This is a genomic window from Micromonospora sp. NPDC049275, assembly GCF_043197115.1.
Taxonomy (GTDB): domain Bacteria; phylum Actinomycetota; class Actinomycetes; order Mycobacteriales; family Micromonosporaceae; genus Micromonospora.
Genome location: NZ_JBICSN010000018.1, coordinates 60432 through 80778 on the forward strand (window position 1 = coordinate 60432; position 20347 = coordinate 80778).

12 protein-coding genes and 1 pseudogene are annotated in these 20347 nt (G+C 68.4%); 4 read left to right on the forward strand and 9 right to left on the reverse strand.

What is annotated here, in order from left to right:
- Positions 1-673: 673 nt before the first annotated feature.
- From ACGFIE_RS31025 to ACGFIE_RS31040, 4 genes and pseudogenes are all read right to left on the reverse strand, one after another.
- A pseudogene (locus ACGFIE_RS31025) lies at positions 674-871 on the reverse strand (IS481 family transposase); the annotation flags it as partial.
- 52 nt (positions 872-923) lie between these two features.
- Positions 924-4058, reverse strand: coding sequence for an RICIN domain-containing protein (locus ACGFIE_RS31030; protein ID WP_393301384.1), 3135 nt, complete (start codon positions 4056-4058; stop codon positions 924-926).
- 551 nt (positions 4059-4609) lie between these two features.
- A complete protein-coding gene (locus ACGFIE_RS31035) occupies positions 4610-5284 on the reverse strand; it encodes an SMI1/KNR4 family protein (protein ID WP_393301387.1) in 675 nt (224 codons plus the stop codon).
- A 180-nt stretch (positions 5285-5464) separates the two neighbouring features.
- On the reverse strand, positions 5465-5938 hold the full coding sequence (locus ACGFIE_RS31040; RefSeq protein WP_363689125.1) for a MarR family transcriptional regulator: 474 nt from the start codon (positions 5936-5938) through the stop codon (positions 5465-5467).
- Positions 5939-6163: 225 nt separating this feature from the next.
- Between ACGFIE_RS31040 and ACGFIE_RS31045 the strand changes: the two genes are divergently transcribed.
- On the forward strand, positions 6164-7096 hold the full coding sequence (locus ACGFIE_RS31045; protein WP_393301390.1) for an NADP-dependent oxidoreductase: 933 nt from the start codon (positions 6164-6166) through the stop codon (positions 7094-7096).
- Between the two features lie 385 nt (positions 7097-7481).
- Here ACGFIE_RS31045 and ACGFIE_RS31050 read toward each other — a convergent pair whose 3' ends face one another.
- On the reverse strand, positions 7482-8327 hold the full coding sequence (locus tag ACGFIE_RS31050; protein ID WP_393301393.1) for an ATP-grasp domain-containing protein: 846 nt from the start codon (positions 8325-8327) through the stop codon (positions 7482-7484).
- A gap of 389 nt (positions 8328-8716) precedes the next feature.
- On the opposite strand from ACGFIE_RS31050, the gene ACGFIE_RS31055 reads away from it, so the two are divergent.
- On the forward strand, positions 8717-9268 hold the full coding sequence (locus ACGFIE_RS31055; RefSeq protein WP_393301396.1) for an RICIN domain-containing protein: 552 nt from the start codon (positions 8717-8719) through the stop codon (positions 9266-9268).
- A 316-nt stretch (positions 9269-9584) separates the two neighbouring features.
- Here ACGFIE_RS31055 and zwf read toward each other — a convergent pair whose 3' ends face one another.
- Positions 9585-11078 carry a glucose-6-phosphate dehydrogenase gene (gene zwf / locus ACGFIE_RS31060; RefSeq protein WP_393301399.1) on the reverse strand — a complete coding sequence of 498 codons (1494 nt, stop codon included), beginning with the start codon at positions 11076-11078 and terminating at the stop codon, positions 9585-9587.
- Between the two features lie 169 nt (positions 11079-11247).
- Between zwf and ACGFIE_RS31065 the strand changes: the two genes are divergently transcribed.
- Both ACGFIE_RS31065 and ACGFIE_RS31070 read left to right on the forward strand, forming a co-directional pair.
- The gene (locus tag ACGFIE_RS31065; protein ID WP_393301402.1) at positions 11248-13104 is read left to right on the forward strand and encodes an NAD-binding protein; all 1857 of its coding nucleotides are present in this window, start codon (positions 11248-11250) and stop codon (positions 13102-13104) included.
- 121 nt (positions 13105-13225) lie between these two features.
- Positions 13226-14497, forward strand: a complete 1272-nt coding sequence (locus tag ACGFIE_RS31070; protein ID WP_393301405.1) for a CehA/McbA family metallohydrolase — start codon at positions 13226-13228, stop codon at positions 14495-14497.
- 100 nt (positions 14498-14597) lie between these two features.
- Here the strand turns inward: ACGFIE_RS31070 and ACGFIE_RS31075 are convergent, their stop codons facing one another.
- From ACGFIE_RS31075 to ACGFIE_RS31085, 3 genes are all read right to left on the reverse strand, one after another.
- Positions 14598-15938 (reverse strand): M1 family metallopeptidase, encoded by a 1341-nt coding sequence (locus tag ACGFIE_RS31075; protein WP_393301408.1) that lies wholly within the window; start codon positions 15936-15938, stop codon positions 14598-14600.
- Entirely contained in the window at positions 15935-19849 is a 3915-nt protein-coding gene (locus ACGFIE_RS31080; protein WP_393301411.1) for a Pls/PosA family non-ribosomal peptide synthetase, read from the reverse strand. Before ACGFIE_RS31080 ends, ACGFIE_RS31075 begins: the two co-directional genes overlap by 4 nt.
- Positions 19850-19997: 148 nt before the next feature.
- On the reverse strand, positions 19998-20252 hold the full coding sequence (locus tag ACGFIE_RS31085; protein WP_393301414.1) for a three-helix bundle dimerization domain-containing protein: 255 nt from the start codon (positions 20250-20252) through the stop codon (positions 19998-20000).
- Between the last annotated feature and the right edge of the window lie 95 nt (positions 20253-20347).

The window sequence follows — 20347 nt, forward strand, 5'->3', positions numbered from 1 at the left end:
CCTGCCAACTGGACTTTCGCCTTACGTAATGGGGGTCAAGCTGGAACTCAAGCCGTTTGGGGTCATCCTCGACTCGTAAACGACTCAGCCTTGGATGAGTCGCTTGCAGATCAGGATTCTGATGCACAGGTGATTTTTTGGCGGGATGTCGCTGTCCCTGAGGGCGTGGAGTCCGAATAGAGCAGCCGAAAGTCTGCTGGGAAAGCCAGGAGGGGAGCCTGGCGGTCAGCGGTCTGGCTGTTCGGGACGATCGAGAGCGGTAGCGCTGAGTAGCGAAGGGCTGTCGATGACTGCTGTTGCGCGCCTGGGCTGCCGTCATGGCTGCCGTCAAGCACCACGCGTGTATGTACATGTGTCGAATGCGGTAAACGCTGGCGGTAACGGAGATCGCTTAACGTGGGCTGCATCCCCCGATCCCGTTACTGCGGAGGTGCAGCCGCATGGCTGTCTACAACTACCGCCTCGCCAACGGCCAGACCCGCTGGTTCTTCATCATCGACCTCCCGCCGGACGCGAACGGCCGGCGCCGCCAGCACAAGCGGCAGGGTTCCCCAATCAGACCGCCGCGCAGAGGGCGGAAGAGGACGCACGTGCGGCCTGCGGCGGCGCGGACCTCGGTGCCGACGGCAGTGTCGCCGCCGAGCTGGAGAGCTGGCTCGACGAACGCGAACTGGATGACGGTATGCACGAATGCAGTGCCGATCATCGGGTTGTAGTGCTTGCCGCGCGGCTTGCCCGCGGTGGCGTTGCGGTTCTTCTTGCCTTCGGCTCGGCCGACGTAGCGCCAGCCGCCGCCGTCGGGGATGTTCCCGAGCTTCTTGACGTCTACGTGCAACATCGCCCCCGCAGTGGGGTGCTCATAGCGACGCACTGCAGAGGGCCTGTGCAGGGTGAGCCCTGTTGGCCGTCCGGCGCGACCGGCATCACGGCCGGACGACCCCGACGGCATCCACGACGAGACTGCCGCTGCGCACCATGATCTCCACGGTGTGTGTGCCGGCGCCGAGGTTGCGCAGGGCGTACGTCTGATAGAACTCGGGAGAGGCGAGCGTGCTCGCCGCGGAGTTGACCACCGTACCGTCCACCCTGACCTGCAGGACGGCCGAGCCGTTGTTCGGCCCGATGATGTCCAGTCCGGTTCCGGCGAACGTGTAGGTCAGCGTCGAGCCGCTTCCCTGGCTGGTTGACAGGCTCCGCTGAACGTTGTACATACCCTTACCGTTTTCGTGCGCCCAGGACCCGCCGTACACCAGCTTCCGGGCGGGCGGATTGGCCAGGTCGGACATCTCCAGGTTGTCCAGCACCTCGGAGTAGTACCGCGGGCTTCCGTCGACCGTCTCCACCCGGAGGTTGTCAAACCGGGTGAAGTAGTAGCCGCTGCCCAGCGTGATCCGGCCGGACAGCTTGGGATTCGGGTCGGTGTAGGTGGCCAGTGTGACGCCGTCGAGGTAGGCGGTCACCGTGTTTCCGACGCCCCTCAGCGCGATGTTGTGCCACGCGTTGTGAGCGGTGTTGAACCCAGCGATCCGCACGCCGCCGGCGCCGCTGACCACGTTGCCGCTGGCGACCGCGCTGTTGTTGACCAGCAACTGCCAGCCCCCGTCGAAGGTGAACCTCACCGAGTACGGCGCACCGTTGTCACCGTGCTGCTCGCGGATGCCCAGCCGGGCGTGGTTGGCGCCGTTCTGGGTGCTGCTGTTCTCGAAGGAGACGTCGACACTGGCCTTGTAGTTGAGCCACCGGCTGTCACCGATCCTGGTGACCGCGTCCCCCCCGTTCCACGCACCGCCCAGGCCCTGGCTCGGGCTGTCCAGCTGCTGGCGCAGCACGTAATTGGTCGATCCGTCCGGCTGGTACGCCTCGAAGGCGCCGTTGCGGTCGCTGGCGTAGCGCGGGATGACGCTCCTGGCGCCGCCACGCGACGTGATGAAGTCCTCCGTGCCCGTGATGGTGCCGCCGCTGCCGATCACCGGGACCGTCTTGCCGGAGTAGTCGAAGCCGTCGGCGTAGAGGATGTTGTCGCTTGTGCTCTGCACGTCGCCGGAGATGTCGGTGTCCAGCACGGTGCGCTGGCCCTCCACCGGCAGGGGTTCCAGGTACTCGGGCTTGGTGTGGTTGGCCAGCGTCGTCACGGTGACGATCGAGTTCGGCCTGACCGTCACGGTGTACACCCCGCCGTCACCGGCCGGGACGCTGCCGAGGTGCTTCAGGTAGTTGGCGTTGAACGCCTGGCCGGGGTCGGCCGCGCGGGTTTCCCACAGCTGTAGGGCCGGAGTGCCGGAGTAGGCCATGTTCACCGGCTGGAGGCGGTACGACTGGGTGTACTCGCTGTCGTTCATGAAGACCGTGGAGAAGTTGCGCCTGTCGGGCGCGGCGAGCGTGAGATAGCTGGGCGTGCCGTTGCGTCCGACCACCGGGTTCGTCCCGGTCGCTCCGGTATAGCTGGATTCGGGGACGGCGCGCCAGATGCCGGCCGTGTTGCTGGAGTTCTCCCAGCCGGTCTTGGCGAACCAGCTGAAGTGCCGCAGCACGTCGATGGCCGCGTCGTAGTGCAGCCAGCCCGACCAGGGATCACGGGCGCTGACGACCTCCTTGTAGGAGTACTGCCCACCCTCGTAGAAGGACCCGATGGCCGGTTGGTAAATGAAGTTGGTCCGGCGCGAGTTGACGAACCCCTTGATGATGGTGTTTCCCATTTCCAGCGCACTGTTGGTGCCGCCGATGCCGGTTCCGACCACCGATGGGGACCGCATGTTGTTGTTGGGGCGCAAGGCGGAATTGCCGAAGGTCGCCTGTGCTTCGCTGTTCCAGATCTCCTTGTCGTAGTCCATCGCCAGGCGCTTGAAGTTGCCGGCGCTGTCGTCGTCGGGGCTGTAGTGGTAGCCGGCCGCCGCCACCACGTCGCGCAGGCCGGCGTCGCTGATCATGCTGCCGCCGAACGACCCGACACCGACCTCGTCGGAGATGACGACCTTGAGCTGGTTGTACCGGGACTGCTCTGTCGAGTTGGCGAAGTCGGCACTGTCGGTCCTGACCCGGTTGGCATAGGTCTTGGTCCAGTTCAGGTCCGCCCCGCGCTCGTTGAGACCCGGGTTGACGTAGTCGACCATGAACCCGTAGGTCCGGTACGCGCTCAGGATGGTCTTCTTGAACCAGGTGTAGACCTTGTCGTTGCTGTTCACCCAGCCGGGGGAGTTCCAGCGCAGCAGGGTCACCTTGACGTTCGGGTTGACCTTCTTCGCGTCGGCCGCGAGTTGGAAGCCCTGCGCACGCTTGACGTTGGGGGTCTCGGACTCCCAACGCATGGTCGAGGGGTCCGGTCCGGTGGAGTTGTTGCGGTCGTTGCCCATCTCGATCTTCACGTTGGTGAAGACCGGACTCTCCCCACCGAAGAGGACCCGCAGCAGCTGCGCGTACGCGGTCGGGCTCTGGGCCTTGTAATCCATCAGCAACTCGCTGGTGCTGTTGGCGCTGAGCGCACCGAAGCCCTTGAACGTCAGGCCGTTGACGTTGCCGGCGCGGATGTTGTTGCCGTCCACCGTGATCGTGCCCGATCCCGGAGTCGACACGTCGGTGACGATCCACTGCTGGTTGGTGCTGCCGCTGTTGGCGTACTGGACGAGGTTGGCGCCGTCGGACGTGCTGCCCCCGCCATCCAGGTACAGCCCGTTGGCCCGGTTCCTGAACTTGGTGTAGCCGCCGGAGTCCTCCCGGATCCACTGCTGGTTGGTGCTGCCGCTGCCACTCCACTGGCCGCAGATGGATCCGCCAGTCGTGCGGCCCATCCCGTCCAGGTACAGGCCGGTGGCCCGATTCTTGATCTGCACGTAGTCGCCGACGGCATCGATCGTCCACTGCTGGTTGTCGCTGGACGACGAGGAATACTGGCCGACTGCGGCGCCGTTGGTGGTCCGGCCCATGCCGTCGATGAACTTGCCGGTGGTCCGGTTGCCCAGTTTGACGTAGGCGGCGGCCGCCTCCATGGTCAGGCCCACTGGCGTGGATGCGACCGGCATGGCTACCACGTACGCAAGGACAAGCGCTGCGACCGCCAGCATGCTCAGCGCGGTGGGCCTGACGCGGGCACGGCGCGGGCCGGCTACTCCCGGAGTCTGCCGAGGCCGAGCGGATCGAGGGCTGGTCATGAGATCTCCAGTCAACCGGTCAGGGTGTGGCAGCCGACGCCTCGGGCTCGCCGGCCGGCGGTGTCCAGAGGTGGCACGCCACCGTCTGATCGCATCGAACCATATATATGCCATCCGGACTAGAGATGCCAGGAAACGGACCGAGACGTTCAAGAAGGTTCAGACTCGAACATCCGGCCGTCAGGCTGGAGGACCGCGACGGATCCACCCAGCGGTCGGGGGTTCGTCGCTCAACGCTGCCCGCTCGAACAAGATTCTCAACGGATTGAACACGCAGGTCAGAGCCGTCGAGACACCGGCTGTCGACGACATCCGTCGAGGTGCGGGCCAAGGTGCCCGACTGGGTACGCCCGAACGTGCACAGGTCCATAACGACGCTCAACGATTGATCTCGGAGGTTCGCCATCCTGCCGTCGATCTGCCATCAACTTCAGCGACGCTTGGCTCGCAGCAGATCCGGATGTTCACAGTCCCTCGACTGCTGGTGGGCCGCTCTTGAGGTGTACGAGCGCATTCCATTCGCGGGCTATCGCGGACGAAGGGTCGAGGCCCCCGTCTGATCGTGCGCAAAACGGCAGCCACTGCCAATCTTCAGCTCCCGGACAGGCCAGGGGAATCCAGCGGATGAGCAAGTCCTCGAACGAGGTCGCCATGGTCCGGCCGTGGCCTTCACCGTCGTCGTGGCTGAGGTAGACCACTCGGCCGTGCGTGTCCTCGTCCAAGTCCAAAGCGAGGTAGTCGCCGTTGCCAACCTCCATGAATGGCAGCTTGTGATGCCAGACCCTGTCGTAGGGGTCACTCGGGTCTGGGAACACGTCGTCAACCCACCCTCGGACTGCCGTTATCAAATCGGGCAGACCGTCGAGTGACCAACACAGGTTTCCAGAGAAGATCTCGCGGAACGGATCAGGGAAGGTGTGGTCGGTCGGCGCGAACCAGGCGAACTCCACCCGGCTGGCGACGGTCGTCAGGCAGTGCCGCAACGACGTCGGCAGCTTGCACCCCAGTTGACCCTCCACCGCATCGACCTCACCTGGCGAAGCGGGCGAATCGACCACCAGTGGTCGGGTGTCGAAGCCCTGCGCCGCGAGAGCATCCACGATCTCGGAAAGCCGGCCGACTGCCTCCGTCGCGTTCACGAGCGAAGTGTGCCACTGCTGCCGATCCCGACACCGGGTCCCCGGACCAGCGTGCGGCTTGCGGCAGATGAGGATGCCGAGAGTCGTACCGCTCCGCCTCCCCGACCGCTTATATCGCCGTTGCCAACACGGAGCCCTGGACCCGGGCTGAGGTGTCGAGCTCAGTTCGGTGGGCGCCGTTCACCGGCCGTCGAGTTGCTCGCGTGCCAGAGCGGCGATGCGGGAGAGCGCGGCGCCGAGGTGGCGTTGCTGTGCAGCGCTGAGTGGGTCGAACACCAGTTGCCTGACCCGCTCGACGTGAGCTGGGGCGCTGTCCTCGACTTTATGTAGTCCGGCGTCAGTCAGGGTCGCGAGGGTGTATCGGCCGTTGTCTGGGTCAGGGTATCGGGTGACCCACCCCTGCTGCTCGAAACGGACCATCAGCTTGGACAGCCGTGGTTGCGTGCTGTCGCACTGCGCGGCCAGGTCACTCAGCCGCATCGTGTGCGTCTCTGTCATGGACAGCCGAGCCATCACGCTGTACTCGAAGTTCGAGATGCCCTCGTCCCGCTGCAACTGGCGGTCCAGCAGCGTGGGCAGCGCGATGACCACGGTGCGCAAGTCCTGCCACAGCTTCTGCTGCTCGTCGTCGAGCCATCGGGGGGTGCCGGTCATAAGCGCAGCTTACTTGACTGGGCAACCCTGACACCCAGATGCCTTTCGCTGCTCAGGGGCAGGCACTGACCTGGCCGGCCCCTGTGATGCCACGCACCTTGACTTGCCTAGGCAAGTGAAGCACACTCGTTCACAGTTGCCCAGGCAAGTGCGGCGGCGTCACGGCGTCCGGAGATTCCCCTGTTCGCCACGGATCCGACACCCCGAAACCATGAGGAGAGTGCAGTGAAGGCTATTCGCTACCACGAGTTCGGCAGCACCGAAGTCCTGCGCCAGGAGGAGGTGGAGCGTCCGGTCCCCGGCGCCGGCCAAGTGCTGGTGAAGGTGGTGGCCACCTCGTTCAACCCCGTCGACGACCACATCCGGCTGGGTGTCCTCGCTGAGATGATCCCCACCCCGCTGCCGATCACCCCCGGCCTCGACGTCGCGGGCACCGTTGCCGAGCTCGGCGACGGAGTCAGCGGACTGCAGGTCGGCGACCCGATCATCGCCATGTTCCCGCTGCATGAGCACGGCGGAGCCGCCGAGTACGCGGTCGTGGCGGCCGACCGGGTGACCGCCGCGCCCCGCAGCATCCCCCTGACCGACGCCGCCGCACTACCCCTGACCGGGCTGGCCGCTCGCCAAGCAGCCGTCGAACTCGCCGGGATCAAGACCGGCCAGACCGTTCTCGTCAACGGGGCAGGCGGTGCGGTGGGAAGCATCGTGGTCCAGCTCGCCGTCGAAGCCGGCGCTAAGGTGACCGCCGTCGACGGCCAGCAGCATGCCGACCGCCTGAACGGCTACGGTGCGGAGAAGGTCGTCGACCCGCTGGACCTCGACGCAGGCCCAGCCCCTGTCGGTGGCCCCTTCGACGTGGTGGTGAACCACGTACGCCTGGCTCCCGAGGACCTCGCGAAGCTGACCCCCTACGTGGCCGACGGCGGCATCGTCGTCAGCTCCGCCGGCCCGGTGCCGGCCGACGACGCACGCTCGGTACGCACCGCCGGCGTGTGGGTCGGCCCCGACGCCTCCCACCTGGCCGACCTCGTCTCCCGCATCGACAACGGCGTACTCAAGCTGCACATCGCCGACCGCCGGCCGCTGGAGGAACTGCCGACCATCCACCAGGATGCAAGCAACGGCAAGCTGCTCGGCAAAACAGTCATCGTCGTCTGACGCCACGCCGCGTCCACGTCCACCATCGAAGCCCCTCTTCGATGGTGGACGCCGACGTACACGGAGTAGCCCGGCCGGCCGGTCGGAGCCGCGGCCAACTCGGGCGTCGTTCGTAGTCGTCATGGGCGCGGTGCTCGCAGCCGCCCGGCGACCGACACTCCGTCTTTCGCGTTCGGAGGGCTGCCATCGGTGACTGCACGGAAATCACGTCGTACTCAGCGCGCGGTCGATCGCAGACGCGAATGTCGTTCGGCGCGAAGGGGAATGTGGTCTGGCCGGTCGAGGGCAGAGATCGCACACGCGTTCATCGGCATGACCGCTCGCCCAGATGATCGTCGTATCGATACAGTCCGTAGTTGTGGATCTTGTGGTGCAGGCGGCCAGGTCAGGTTCGGGGCAGGATCGTGATCAGGTCTTCCGGTGCAACGTTGGCGGGTCGGTCGGAGACCTGGCCGTCACCGAGCTCGACTACGCGCCACACTCCGTCGGTGCGGCGGGCGAGGTCGACGGTGACGAACGGCAGGTCCAAGCCGGCGATGGCCGGTTGTAATGCGGTCAGGTCGAGGTCTTCCGGCGGCGGGTCGTTCGGTGTGTCCGGGTGTGCGGTGACCAGTCGACAAACGCCGCCGATCCACCAGGTGCGGACCTCGGCACCGGTGAACGGCTCGTAGCGGCGTAGCACGTACCCGCCGGTGAAGTCGTCACCGCGCAGGTCGGCCATCCGTGCGGCGATCGTCCACGCCGCAGCCGCGTCGGCAAGGTCGGGGATGTAGGTGGCCTCGTGCCAGTAGTGCTTCATCGACTTGCTGTAATCGCGCACTATGGCCGGGCCTGAACCCAGCGCGGCGCAGGCGGTGTCGAAGCCGCCCCGGCCGGTGCCGACGGTCCACGCCGACGCCGGAGTGAAGGCGGACAAAGCGGCGTACCAGCCGGGCAGCTCATGGCCGCGGTGATACTGCCCGGCGTCGGTGTGCAGGCGGCTCCCGCGGGCGGCCAGAGCGGCAGCGAGACCGCCGTACGCCCGGCTGGACAACATCCACCCGCGGTAGATCACGACCTCATCGGCGGGCACCCCTGCGACCGCCACCGCGCAATCAGCGCCGCCGGCCAGGGCATCGTGATCGACCAGCGCGATCGACCAGTCCAGCGCGCGAGCCGCTTGCGCCTCACCGGCGAAGTGCTCATCCACCCGCTGCGGCCGCAACACGTCCGTGGGAAACAGCAGCATCATGGCCCGGATTCTCCCGGCGGACTCGCGCCCCGGTCACCCGAGTTTCGCACCGCCCACAGCGAACACGTGGGCAGCCTGTACGCCCACGGGCACACCGCGAAGGCATTCTCCGTGACGAACTTATCGCGGCAGATGAGTTTGTTGAAGCGACCGAGATGGCCATACGTTGTGGCGGATCAGACGAACCGCCATCGGCCGGGATGCTCCATTTCAAGGTTGCGGTGCCGGTAGCCTGTTGCGGACGTTGACTTGCTCGGGGGAGGCCATGCCGTTCGTCCAGCCCAGAGCTGTGCCGTCTGCGATCACGCCAGCGGCGTTGCACCGCTATCGGGGAAGCAAATCAAGATCATTAATGCGTCGTCAGTCCGACATCGCCCACCCTGACAGACATGGCGTATCTTCCTCCCATGCCGATGCCACGGATCAAGATGGAGCTCAAGCTGCCGTTTCTGACGATCGGCGTTGATGATGTGCGGACCGTGTTCAAGGGTAGACGCAGGGAGGCCGGCCCCTTTGTCATCTTCGCCCGCTCTTGCGGCAAGGGCCTCGACACCGCATACGCCGCGGAGCCCAACCACGGCGTCATCGTTTGGGCGGCACACGGACAGCCCCAGCAACTGTGGACCGTGCAGCCAAGCGGCGTCCAAGGTGAGGTGCTCATCGTTTCCGCGTCGAACGGGTTGGCCCTGGACGCCACCGATCAGCGAAGCGAGGATCCTCATCCTGAGATGCGTGAGCCCAATGGTTCGCCTTCACAGCGGTGGCGGTTGAGTGGGACACCGGACGGCGTGGGCTATCGGATTCAATCTGCGAGTAGTCATCTCTATCTCGCCTTGAACGAGAGCGCCGAAAATGGCTGGCAACCATGGTTCGAGCCGCGCAGGGGAAATATGTCTCAACAGTGGATATTTGCCCTTCCGTACGGTGTGAAAGAAGGTTGACCGTAAACGTCGAGGAGTGTCTCGGCGTGGCAACATCGACATGACTACGTGCACTCAACTCGGCATGAGCGCTCACCACGTCGGGTCGTGAAGGCGCGCCTCAGAGGGCTCGTGCGCAAAGACGGGTCACGAACGTCTGGCTCGGGACCGTCCAAGGTGGGCCGATCTTCGGCCGAGCGGGATGGCGCCGATAAGGCGCATCCCACGTCGGGCATCGGTCGGCAGAGAATGAGTAATTTCGCACGAGCAAGTGGTAGACGCCAATAGCTGGGAAATGCCGAGAAGGCGCGGGATGCGCCAGATGGTGGTGGCAGGGTCAGGCGGAATTTCGCCACTTGCGGCCGTGCCGACCGATGAGCCGGTCGGCGTCGGTCGGGCCCCAGGAGGCGGCCTCGTAGGTGGGGATCGGCGATTTGTCCTTCTCCCAGTTGTCGATGATCGGGTCGACGATCCGCCAGCACTGCTGCACCTCGTCGCTGCGGATGAACAGCGACGCGTCACCGATCAGCGCGTCCAGGAGCAGACGCTCGTACGCCTCGGGGGACTCCTCGACGAACGTCTGGTCGTAGGAGAACTCCATCGTGGCGGTGCGGACCCGGAAGGAGTGGCCCGGCACTTTTGCACCGAAGCGCAGCGAGATGCCCTCGTTCGGCTGGATCCGCAGGATCAGCGCGTCAGCATCGAGGCCGGTGAGCTGGTCGGTCGGGATCGGCAGGTGCGGCGGCCGCTGGAACTGCAGTGCCACCTCGGTGAGCCGGGCCGGCAGACGCTTGCCGGTGCGTACGTAGAACGGCACGCCGGCCCAGCGCCAGTTGTCCACGTTGAGCCGCATAGCGGCGTAGGTCTCGGTCCGCGACAGGGGGTCGACGCCGGCCTCCTCGCGGTAGCCGGCCATCAGGTCCTCGCGGGTGCCGCCCCGGGTGTACTGCCCCCGGACCGCGGCCTCGGCGATGTCTCGGTCGGTGGGGAGCCGGATCGCCTGCAGCAGCTTCACCTTCTCGTTGCGCAGGCCCTCAGACTCGAATGAGGCCGGTGGCTCCATCAGTGCCAGTGCGAGGACCTGGAGCACGTGGTTCTGCACGATGTCCCGCATCGCGCCAGCGTCCTCGTAGAAGCCGCCGCGGCTGCCGACGCCGAGGGTCTCGGCGACGGTGATCTGCACGTGGTCGACCCAGGAGCGATCCCAGATGGGCTGGAAGATCGAGTTCGCGAAGCGCAGCGCCAGCACGTTCTGAACGGTGTCCTTGCCCAGATAGTGATCGATCCGAAAGACCTGGTGCTCGTCGAACGCGCTGTGCACGACGCCGTCGAGCTCGCGGGCCGTCACCAGGTCGCGCCCGTACGGCTTCTCGATGACCAGGCGGGAGAAGGAACCTTCGCGCGGCCGGTTGAGCCCGACAGCGGCCAGCCCGTTGATCACCGGCTCGAAGGCCCCGGCCGGCGTGGACAGGTAGAAGAGCCGGTTGCCGGACGTGCCCCGCTGTGCGTCCAGCTCGTCGAGGGTCTCCACGAGCCGCTTGTAGGTTTCCGGGTCGTCGTAGCCGCCGGCTACGTACCGCACGCCGCCCTGGATCTGGCGCTTGCTCGCGAGGGTGCGTTCGCCGAGGGCGCTCTCGGCGAACTGCTCGTCGGTCATCGACGTGCGGGCGACGCCGACCAGCGCGAACTGGTCCGGGAGCCGCTCGTGCCGAGCCAGGCTCTCGACTGCGGGCAGCAGCTTACGCCGGGTCAGGTCACCGGAGGCACCGAAGATCACCAGCGTGGCCGCCGGGGCGCTCCGCTCCTGGATGAGCTGAGATGCGTGGTCCATGGTCTGCGTTCCTCCGGGCAAGAGGTGTGGGGTTGGGGGATGCCGTCCTGTCATGCCGGGAATTGTGCGGCTGTGGCGGTGGTGACCAGGGCCACGCGGCGTGGCCCGTTGGTCGCGGAGCTTGAGCGTCGCATGCCGGGCTGAGGTTAGGCGACGCGGTGGCAACTCGGTGCGGTCTGCCGGCGGATGTGTCGACGCCACCCTGCGCCACGTCGATTACCATGCGACTGTGTCCGGAGACACTAGACGGAGCTCCGCCCGAGAGCCGGCACGACAGCGGTTTGTCGTCTGTGGGGATGGTGCGGTCGCTCGCCGTCTGGTCACTGAACTGGCAGACCGCTACGGTGTCGCGGTCACCGTGATCCTACCGTCGTCGAGTGACCACGACATACCCGACTTCGTCGACCTCGCTCCGGACTCCGGCGTGGCGGAGGGACAGCCGGAGATCATCCGAGCCCGTCGCCTGACCGGGGAAGTGCTCGATCAGGCTGGGGTCCGGGAGGCAGCGGCCGTGGCCTTCGTCGGTGTCGACGACGTGACCAACGTGGACGCCGCCATGATCACCAGGGAACTGGCTCCCGACGTTCGGCTCGTGGTCAGACTGTTCAACCCGGTGCTCGGCGAGGGCGTGGCCACGATGCTCGGGGACTGCGCCGTACTCTCCGGATCCGAGATTGCCGCACCGGCGTTCGTTGCCGCCACGCTCGGGGACGCCACGCCGACGTACCTGCGGCTGCCCGACGGTGAGCTTCTGCGGACCGCGATGCGCAGCGCCGTCGACCCGGCCAGGGCGGACGTGGTTTGCGGCCTGGCCGACACGACCGGCTCGGAGCCGGTCGTCCTTCCAGCGGACCAGGATTCGGCAGACCTGGTACTTGTCCGCGCATACGGGCGGCCTCGAATGGACCCGCCGCGTCGAAGACCGCGCCTGCTTCGGGCCCTCGGCTTGGTGTTCAGCCGCAATCTGCGACTGGCGTTGGTCGGCACGGCCGCGATACTCGCCGCGGCAAGCGTCCTGCTGGCGTACATCCGCGGCGTGAACCTCGCCGAGGCCGCCTACCTGACGCTGCTGACGGCGATGGGAGCCGCCGAGGTCGACCCCGCCGCACCGCTCAGCGAGAAGGTGACCGCGCTGGTACTGGTGACCACCGGGGTGGCGCTACTTCCCACCGTCACGGCTCTGGTGGTGGACTCACTGGTGCGCGCCCGGCTGACGGTCGCCGCCGGCGGCATGATCGAGCCGATCGACAACCACGTCGTACTGGTGGGACTCGGCAACATCGGCACCAGGGTCCTGGAAGAACTGCACTCCGTCGGCATCTCCGTGGTCGCCGTCGACCGCACGGAGTCGGCCCGAGGCATCGGTGTCGCCCGTGAGCTGGGTCTGCCGGTGATCGTCGGCGACGCGACCCGCCCCGAGACACTGCGCGCCGCGTCCGTACACACCTGCCGAGCGCTCGCGGTGTTGACCGACGACGATGTCACAAACCTGGAGACCGCCCTGTCCGGGCGCTCCTCGCATGAGGCGGACCGAGCACGGTCGGCAGCAACCAGGCCCCCGTTGCGGGTGGTGTTACGGCTGTTCGACGACGGCTTCGCGCAGCGCACACAGCGCATCCTGAGAATTGACGAGTCACGTAGCGTCTCATCCTTGGCAGCGCCCGCGTTCGCAGCCGCCATGATGGGCCAGCAGGTCATCGACACCATCTCGGTCGGCCGCCGGGTACTGCTGGTGGCTGAGTTGCCCGTCGGCGCCGGGTCCGAACTCGAGGGACGGTACTGCCACGACGTCAACCAGCCGGGCGCAGCGTTGGTGATCGCGGTGCGGACCGGTCGAACGGGACAGACCATCTGGTCGTTGCCGGAACGTCGGGCACTGGTCCGCACCGACCGGCTGATCGTGCTGGCCACACGCGCCGGTCTGGCCGCGCTGCTGCCCCGCACCGTGCCCAGCCCCGACGCTGAACCACTCGCCGATGTCGCGCCGTTGCGGCTGATCGCGCCGGCACCGCGCGATGGTGAGTGAACGCTCCCGTCGTCGGGCCATGCGCATGACCGGCCGATGCGGGACGAGGCGTACTGCACTGTTCGCCTGACCGACGACTCGGTGTGACGTCTCGGCCAGATCCACCAACATGGATATGGCTATGACTGGACATCACCCGCACCACTGCCATCACGGCCATGGATCCGACGACGGCCTGCCGTACGGCCAGGTTGAGGTCCCCGCAGGCTTCGGCCGACGGGCGCTTCTGGCCGGTGCCGGCGGGACGCTGATGCTGGCCGCGCTGCCAAGCGCGGCCCGGGCGGCCAATACGACGATGGCCGGCGCCCCGACCGCGACGGTCGGCGCCGGCCGGTCATCACGGATCACCCAGGGCACGACGTTGGTCCATGCGGACATGCACAACCACACGGTCATGTCGGACGGTGACGGCAGCGCCGAGGCCGCGTTCGCCTCGATGCGTGAGGCCGGTCTGGACGTCGCCGCGCTCACCGATCACGCGACGCTCTTCGCGATCGACGGGCTCAGCTCGTCGGAGTGGCGGACCACCGGTGACCTGGCCAACGCGGCCAACGACCCGGGTCAGTTCACCGCGATCCGCGGGTTCGAGTGGTCGCACCCGTTGCAGGGGCACATAAACGTCTGGAACACGTCCGACTTCGCCGACCTGTTGCGGGCCGGCAGCCCCGGCAGCCTGTACAACTGGCTCACCGGTCGGCCCGGCGGCCTGGCGAGCTTCAATCACCCCGGTCGGGAGGCGGGCCGGTTCAACAACTTCTCCTTCAACGCTGCCGCCCGCGACCAGCTCGTGGGGCTGGAGATGTTCAACCGGACCGACGACTTCCTCTTCGAGGGCTGGTCGTCCGGTGTGACGTCACCGCTGGTGGCCTGCCTGAACGCCGGTTGGCGGCCGGCGCTGACCGGCGTCACCGACGAGCACGGCACCACCTGGGGCTTCCACGAGGGAAAGGGACGCAGCGGTCTGTGGGTCGCCGAGAACACCCGCGCCGCGGTGTTCGAGGCGATGGCCGCCCGCCGTTCCTTCGCCACACGCGTCTCGGGGCTGCGGGTCGACGCCACCGCCGATGGCGTACGCATGGGTGGGGTGCTGAACGTGACCTCCGGCGACGTCCGGTTCCTGCTGGACCTGGACCGCGGCTCGGCCTGGGACGGCAAGCCCCTGCGGATCCAGGTCCTCCGCCCGGGCACCTCGGCGCCGACAGTCGTCGACGTCATCGACACCGTCAACGGTCAGGTCACCGACTTCACCGTGCCGCTCGACGTCGCCGACGGTGACTGGGTGGTGCTCCGGATCTCCGACCCGTCCCTGCCCAACGGCACCCCCGGCCCGGCCGGTCACCCGTGTAACGACTTCGCCGTGGCCTACACCAGCCCCTGGTGGCTCCGGCCCTGACCTTCGAGGTGCCGGTCCCGGCACTGCCGGCCAGCCGCAGACGGCTGCGTCGGTCTTCCGGGACCGGCATTCGGTCCTCCCGTCACGTCCCGTCCTGTGCTCAACGAGGTAGCGGGGGCAGCGTCGGGCTGTCGAGCCAGGCACCGAACAGGTCGTCCAGCGGCTCGCGGGCGAAGCGCTGGGCGTGCAGCCGGAACTGCTCGGTCGTCACCGTCGCGTGGGGGTGCTCGGCGACCCAGGCTCGCAGCAGCGCGAAGAACGACTCGTCGCCGACCCTCTTGCGCAGGGCGTGCACCGCGAGCGCGCCCCGCTTGTAGACGAGCGGGTCGAACATCCGGTCGACACCGGGATCCGCGACGACGACGTCGCGCGGGCGAGCCGCGACCCACGCGTACCACCGCGCGGCCAGGGCGTCCGTCGGCAGGTCGCCGCAGACGCCGGACCACAACCACTCGGCGTACGTGGCGAAGCCCTCGTTGAGCCAGATGTGGCGCCAGTCGGCCACCGTGAGGCTGTTGCCGAACCACTGGTGGGCCAGCTCGTGCACGATCAGCCGCTCGTGCGTGCGCCGCCCGTCGACGTGGTTCCGCCCGAAGACGGCCATGCCCTGCGCTTCGACCGGATCGTCGAGGTCGTCGTCGGCGACCACGACGACGTACTCCCGGAACGGGTACGGCCCGAAGAGCCGCTGCAACGCCGACATGATCTGACCATGCCGGCCGAAGTCGTGAGCGGCGTTGCGGCGCAGCGCGGGCGGGACCGCCGCGCGCTGCACCACGTCACCGACAGCCAGGTCGACCAGGTCGTAGCGTCCGATCTGGACGCTCATCAGGTACGGCGAGGTGGGTTCGCGCCGTTCGTACACCCAGGTCGTGCCGCCCGCACCCCGCCGCTGGAGCACCGGATCACCGGTCACCAGCACGGTGTACGGGGAGGGGGCCGTGACCGCCACCCGGAAGGTGGCCTTGGCGCCGGGCTGGTCGTCGCACGGGAACCACGACGGTGACCCGTTGGGCTGGCTGGCCACGAGCACTCCGTCGGTGAGCTCCTCCCACCCGAGCTCGCCCCACCGGCCGGAGATGGGCACCGGCTTTCCCGCGTACCGGATCTCCACCCGGAAGGTGTCCCCGGCGTCGATTGGCCGCTCGGGCTTGATCTGCAGCTTGTTCGGCCGGTGCAGGTACTTCGCCGGGCGCCCGTCCACGCGGACGTCCTGAACGCGGAGCCGACCGAGATCGAGAGTGAACCGGGACAACGACTGGACGGCCACCGCGGTGATGTCCGCCCGGCCGCCGAGACGGTTCGTCACGACCCGGTAGTCGAGGTCGAGGTCGTAGTGCCGCACCCGGTAGCCGCCGTTGCCGTGCTCGGGCAGGTACGAGTCGCCGGAGCGATCAGCGCCGGGTGTGGCACCGCGCGATGTCGACGCCTTCGGATTCATGCCGGCCGCGAAGCCGGCGCGGGCCAGGTGGTGATCGGGTTACCCCACCACCGGCTGTCGCAGGGCACGGCGTCGCCGCGGGTCACCAGCGAACCGGGCCCAACGGTGGTCCGCGCGCCGATACTCGCGCCCGGCAGAACGATGCCGTGCGGGCCCAGGGTGGCCCCCGCGCCCAGTGTCACCTCGTCCATGCTCATCACACGATCATGGAACAGGTGGGTCTGCACCACACAACCGCGGTTCACCGTCGCGCCGTCGCCGAGGCGCACCAGGTCGTACTCGGGCAGCCAGTAGGTCTCCAGCCAGACGCCCCGACCGATCTTCGCGCCGAGCGTGCGCAGCCACGCCGTCAGCAGTGGCGTGCCGGTCCCGAAACGAACCAGCCACGGCGCGGCGAGAACCTCGACGAACGTGTCCGCGAGCTCGTTGCGCCACACGAAGGAGGTCCACAACGCGCGCTCGGTGACCCGGAAGCGGCCGACCAGCAGCCACTTCGCGGCCGTCGCGATGGCGGCGGCGATGATCGCCGCGCCGAGCAGCACCGGCCCGGCGGTAAGCGCGGCCGCCCACCACCCGCCGGTCCGCCACACGAGCGCGAGTACGGCCAGGACGCCGATCGCCAGGGCACCGGCGCACATCACCGGAACGATCCGGCACAGCTCGATCGCCGCCCGGGCCAGCTTCAGCCGCAGAGGCGGGTCGAAGGTGCGGCTGGTGTCGGCCGCCTCCACGGTCCGGCGCAGCGGCATCGGCGGCGCACCGAGCCAGGACGTGCCCTTCTTCGCCTTGAACGGCGCCGACGACAACACCCCGACCAGGCCCCGCTTCGGCACCGAACGTCCGGGCGCCGCCATTCCTGAGTTGCCGAGGAACGCCTGCTTACCGATGCGGGCCGGAGCGACGCGCAGCCACCCGTGGCTCAGCTCGTAGGTCGCGACCATGGTGTCGTCGGCCAGGAAGGCCCCGTCGGCGACCGTGGTCATCGCCGGCACCGCGAGCACTGTGGAAGCCTCCACCCCGCGCCCCACCTTGGCGCCCAGCAGCCGCAACCACACGGGCGTGAAGAGGCTGGCGTAGAGCGGGAACAGCCCCACCCGCGCCATCCCCATCAGCCGCTCGGTCGTCCACACCTGCCACGCCACCCGCCCCTGCACCGGGTGGTACCCGGCGTGCAGGCCGATGCTGAGCGCCCGGACGGCCCCGAGCACCAGCAGCGCGTAGCCCACGACATAGGCGACGGTCGCCACCGCGACGGCGGCCAGCACAGCGCCGACCATTGGTCGGATGGCGAGCGTCCAGCCGAGCAGGGCGAGCGCCGGCAGGGCGGCTACGACCGGAACCAGTCCCAGTAGTTGGGAGGTCAGCGCGTACGCGAGCGGCCAGAGGCGCGCACCCGTCCGCGATCGAGGGGGACGCTGCCCGGGCCACCCGTCGGAATCCTTGGCAACTGCGGCTGCGGCCGGTGAGCCAGCCCAGTATTGGTTGGCCGGTACGGCGCCGGCCACCGTCGAGCCAGCGGCGACGCGCGCGCCCTTGCCGATCCGAGCGCCGGGCATCAGGGTGCTGCGGGACCCGACCCGGGCGTCGGCACCGACGCGGACCCTGCCGATGCGGACGACATCGCCGTCGACCCAGTGGCCGGACAGATCGACCTCCGGCTCGATCGCCGCGCCGCGCCCGAGCTTCAGCAGGCCGGTCACCGGCGGCGCGGAGTGCAGATCGACGTCGGCCCCGATCTGTGCGCCGAGAAGTCGGGCGTAGGTGATCATCCAGGATGCTCCGGCGACGCCGGTGGCGCCGGTCAGCTCGGCGAGGCGTTCGGCGGCCCACAGCCGCAGGTGCACGCCGCCACCGCGTGGGTAGCTGCCGGGGCGTACCCCGCGCAGCAGCAGTCGCGCTCCCGCGGCGGCCACCGCGATCCGGCCGGGCGGGCTGAACATCAGGAGCCAGCCCAGTGCCACCCACCACCACGACACGACAGGCGCCCAGGGTGCCGGCGCGAGCAGGGCGAAGACGTTGCCGAGGACGGCCAGGACGGTCAGCCAGCGCAGTCCGACAAGCGCCAGCATCGGCACCATCATCGCCGCCTGGATCAGCCCGGCGAGCCCCGGCGTCGGCCGGACCTCCCGGCGCGTCGCCGCCGTGGTGTCGAGCGCGTCGAGCACGGCCGCGAGCCGCGACAGTTTCGGGTGCAGGTAGATGTCGGCCACCGACACCCGCGGGTGCCGGCGCCGGATCCACGCCACCAGTTGCGCCGCGTTCAGGCTCCCGCCGCCGTGACTGAAGAAGTCCGCGTCGGCCTCGGTGGGACGTACGCCAAGGATCTCCGCCCAACCACCGGCGAGCCATTCCTCCGTCGCGGTCAGCTCGCCCGCGGTGTCCTGCCCGGTGGCCAGCGGCCACGGCAGCGCGGCCCGATCCACCTTGCCGGATGTCCGGGTCGGCAGCGCATCCACCACGGCCAGCAGCGGCACGAGCGCTGCCGGCAACTGCTCACGGATCCGCAGCGCCGCCGCCGCGGCATCGAATGTGACGCCTTCGTGCGGGACCACGTACCCCACCAGCAGTTGGTTGCCCGCCGCGGTGCGTTGCACCGCCGCGGCGGCGCCGGCGACGTCGGGCAGCGCCTGCAGCGCGGCGTCGATCTCACCCAGCTCGATTCGGCGTCCGCCGAGCTTCACCTGTTCGTCACCGCGACCGACGAACAGGAGCCCTTCGGGCTCCGCCCGGACGATGTCACCGCTGCGGTACGCCCGCTGCCAGCCGAGCGCGGGCAGCGCCGCGAACTTCTCGGCGTCCTTGCCCGGATCCAGGTACCGGGCGAGCCCCACCCCGCCGATGACCAGCTCGCCGGTCTCACCCATCGCCACCGGCACGCCGGACCCGTCGACCACGGCGAGTTCCCAGCCGGCCAGCGGCAACCCGATGCGGACCGGTCCCTCACCGGTCATCCGCGCGGCGCAGGCCACCACTGTCGCCTCGGTCGGTCCGTACGTGTTCCAGACCTCGCGACCCTCGACGGCCAGGCGCTGCGCCAGTTCCGGTGGGCAGGCCTCCCCACCGAAGATCAGCAGCCGGACCTCCTCCAACGCCTCGACCGGCCACAGCGCGGCGAGCGTCGGGACCGTCGACACCACCGAGATGCGCTGCTCGGCCAACCACGGACCGAGGTCGACGCCACTGCGGACCAGCGACCGCGCGGCCGGCACCAGACACGCGCCGTGCCGCCACGCCAACCACATCTCCTCGCAGGACGCGTCGAACGCCACCGACAACCCGGCCAGTACCCGATCCTGCGGGCCGATCGCCTCGCTCGCCTCGTCGACGAGGAACAACCGCGCCTCGGCGTCGACGAAAGCCGCCGCCGCGCCGTGGCTGACCGCCACCCCCTTCGGGGTGCCCGTCGAGCCGGAGGTGAAGATGATCCAGGCGTCGTCGTCCGGGCCGGGCCGACCGACCCGACCCACTGGGGTACGACGCACCGAAACCGCCAACCCGTCCCCGAGCACCGCCGTGACTCCCGCCTCGGCGAAGACGAGGTCGGCGCGTTCCTCGGGATCGTCCGCGTCGACCGGCACGTAGGCGGCGCCCGCCGCGAGAACGCCGAGGATCGCCAGGTACAGCTCGGCCGTACCGGATGAGATGCGGATGCCCACACGGTCGCCGACACCGATGCCGTGCCCGGCCAGCGACCTCCGGACGGCCTCGACCTCGTCGGCCAGGTCTCGGTAGGTCAGCGTGGCGGCACCGCTGTCGAGCGCGTCTGCGTCGGCGTGCGTGCGCACGGAGTCGTCGAGAATGTCGACAAGCGTGCGGCGGGCCGGGGCCGAGGCGGATCGGAAGACCGCCGGGATCGTCGGTGCGGCAGCCGGCGGTAGCGCGGCCACCTGGGATTCACTCGTCACGGGCACCCGGCGTTCACCATTTTCGTCTCGCGGATCGGCGTCGACCAGGCATGCCGTATGCGGACCGGCCCTGGGCAGCCCTCAACGCTACGTCGCACCCGGCTGCGGGCGGCGGCTTCGTGTCCACCACCACAGGGACCCGTTGCGACAACGGTCAGGCCGTGCCGTCGCTACGGATGTGAACGGTTCCACCGCCGCCGCGCAGTTCCTCCGTCACCTGCTTCTCGGTGAGGGCGACCAGGTGCGAGTCGATGCTCGCCCCGTCCTTGAGGCGCTTGTGCGTTTCCTGCACGAGAGCGGAGATCTCGCTTTCGTCAGCGTCGGGGAATCGTTGTTTCAGCGTCTCGACCTGGCGTTGCAAGGCGACCTCCGGGTCAACGATACCGCCACTGGCTGCGGGTTCGGTCATCACACACCTCGCACGTCGTCTTGAGTGTCTGCACAGGTGGTGCCCCGGACATCCATTCACCATTCATTCGTTTGCCCAGAGTTCACCTTCGGAAG

What these genes read in the sequence shown, in the direction of transcription:
- ACGFIE_RS31030 (WP_393301384.1), bottom strand. Translation starts at nt 4,058, where the DNA reads ATGCTGGCGGTCGCAGCGCTTGTCCTTGCGTACGTGGTAGCCATGCCG.
- ACGFIE_RS31040 (WP_363689125.1), bottom strand. Translation starts at nt 5,938, where the DNA reads ATGACCGGCACCCCCCGATGGCTCGACGACGAGCAGCAGAAGCTGTGG.
- ACGFIE_RS31050 (WP_393301393.1), bottom strand. Translation starts at nt 8,327, where the DNA reads ATGATGCTGCTGTTTCCCACGGACGTGTTGCGGCCGCAGCGGGTGGAT.
- ACGFIE_RS31055 (WP_393301396.1), top strand. Translation starts at nt 8,717, where the DNA reads ATGGCGTATCTTCCTCCCATGCCGATGCCACGGATCAAGATGGAGCTC.
- zwf (WP_393301399.1), bottom strand. Translation starts at nt 11,078, where the DNA reads ATGGACCACGCATCTCAGCTCATCCAGGAGCGGAGCGCCCCGGCGGCC.
- ACGFIE_RS31070 (WP_393301405.1), top strand. Translation starts at nt 13,226, where the DNA reads ATGACTGGACATCACCCGCACCACTGCCATCACGGCCATGGATCCGAC.
- ACGFIE_RS31075 (WP_393301408.1), bottom strand. Translation starts at nt 15,938, where the DNA reads ATGAATCCGAAGGCGTCGACATCGCGCGGTGCCACACCCGGCGCTGAT.
- ACGFIE_RS31085 (WP_393301414.1), bottom strand. Translation starts at nt 20,252, where the DNA reads ATGACCGAACCCGCAGCCAGTGGCGGTATCGTTGACCCGGAGGTCGCC.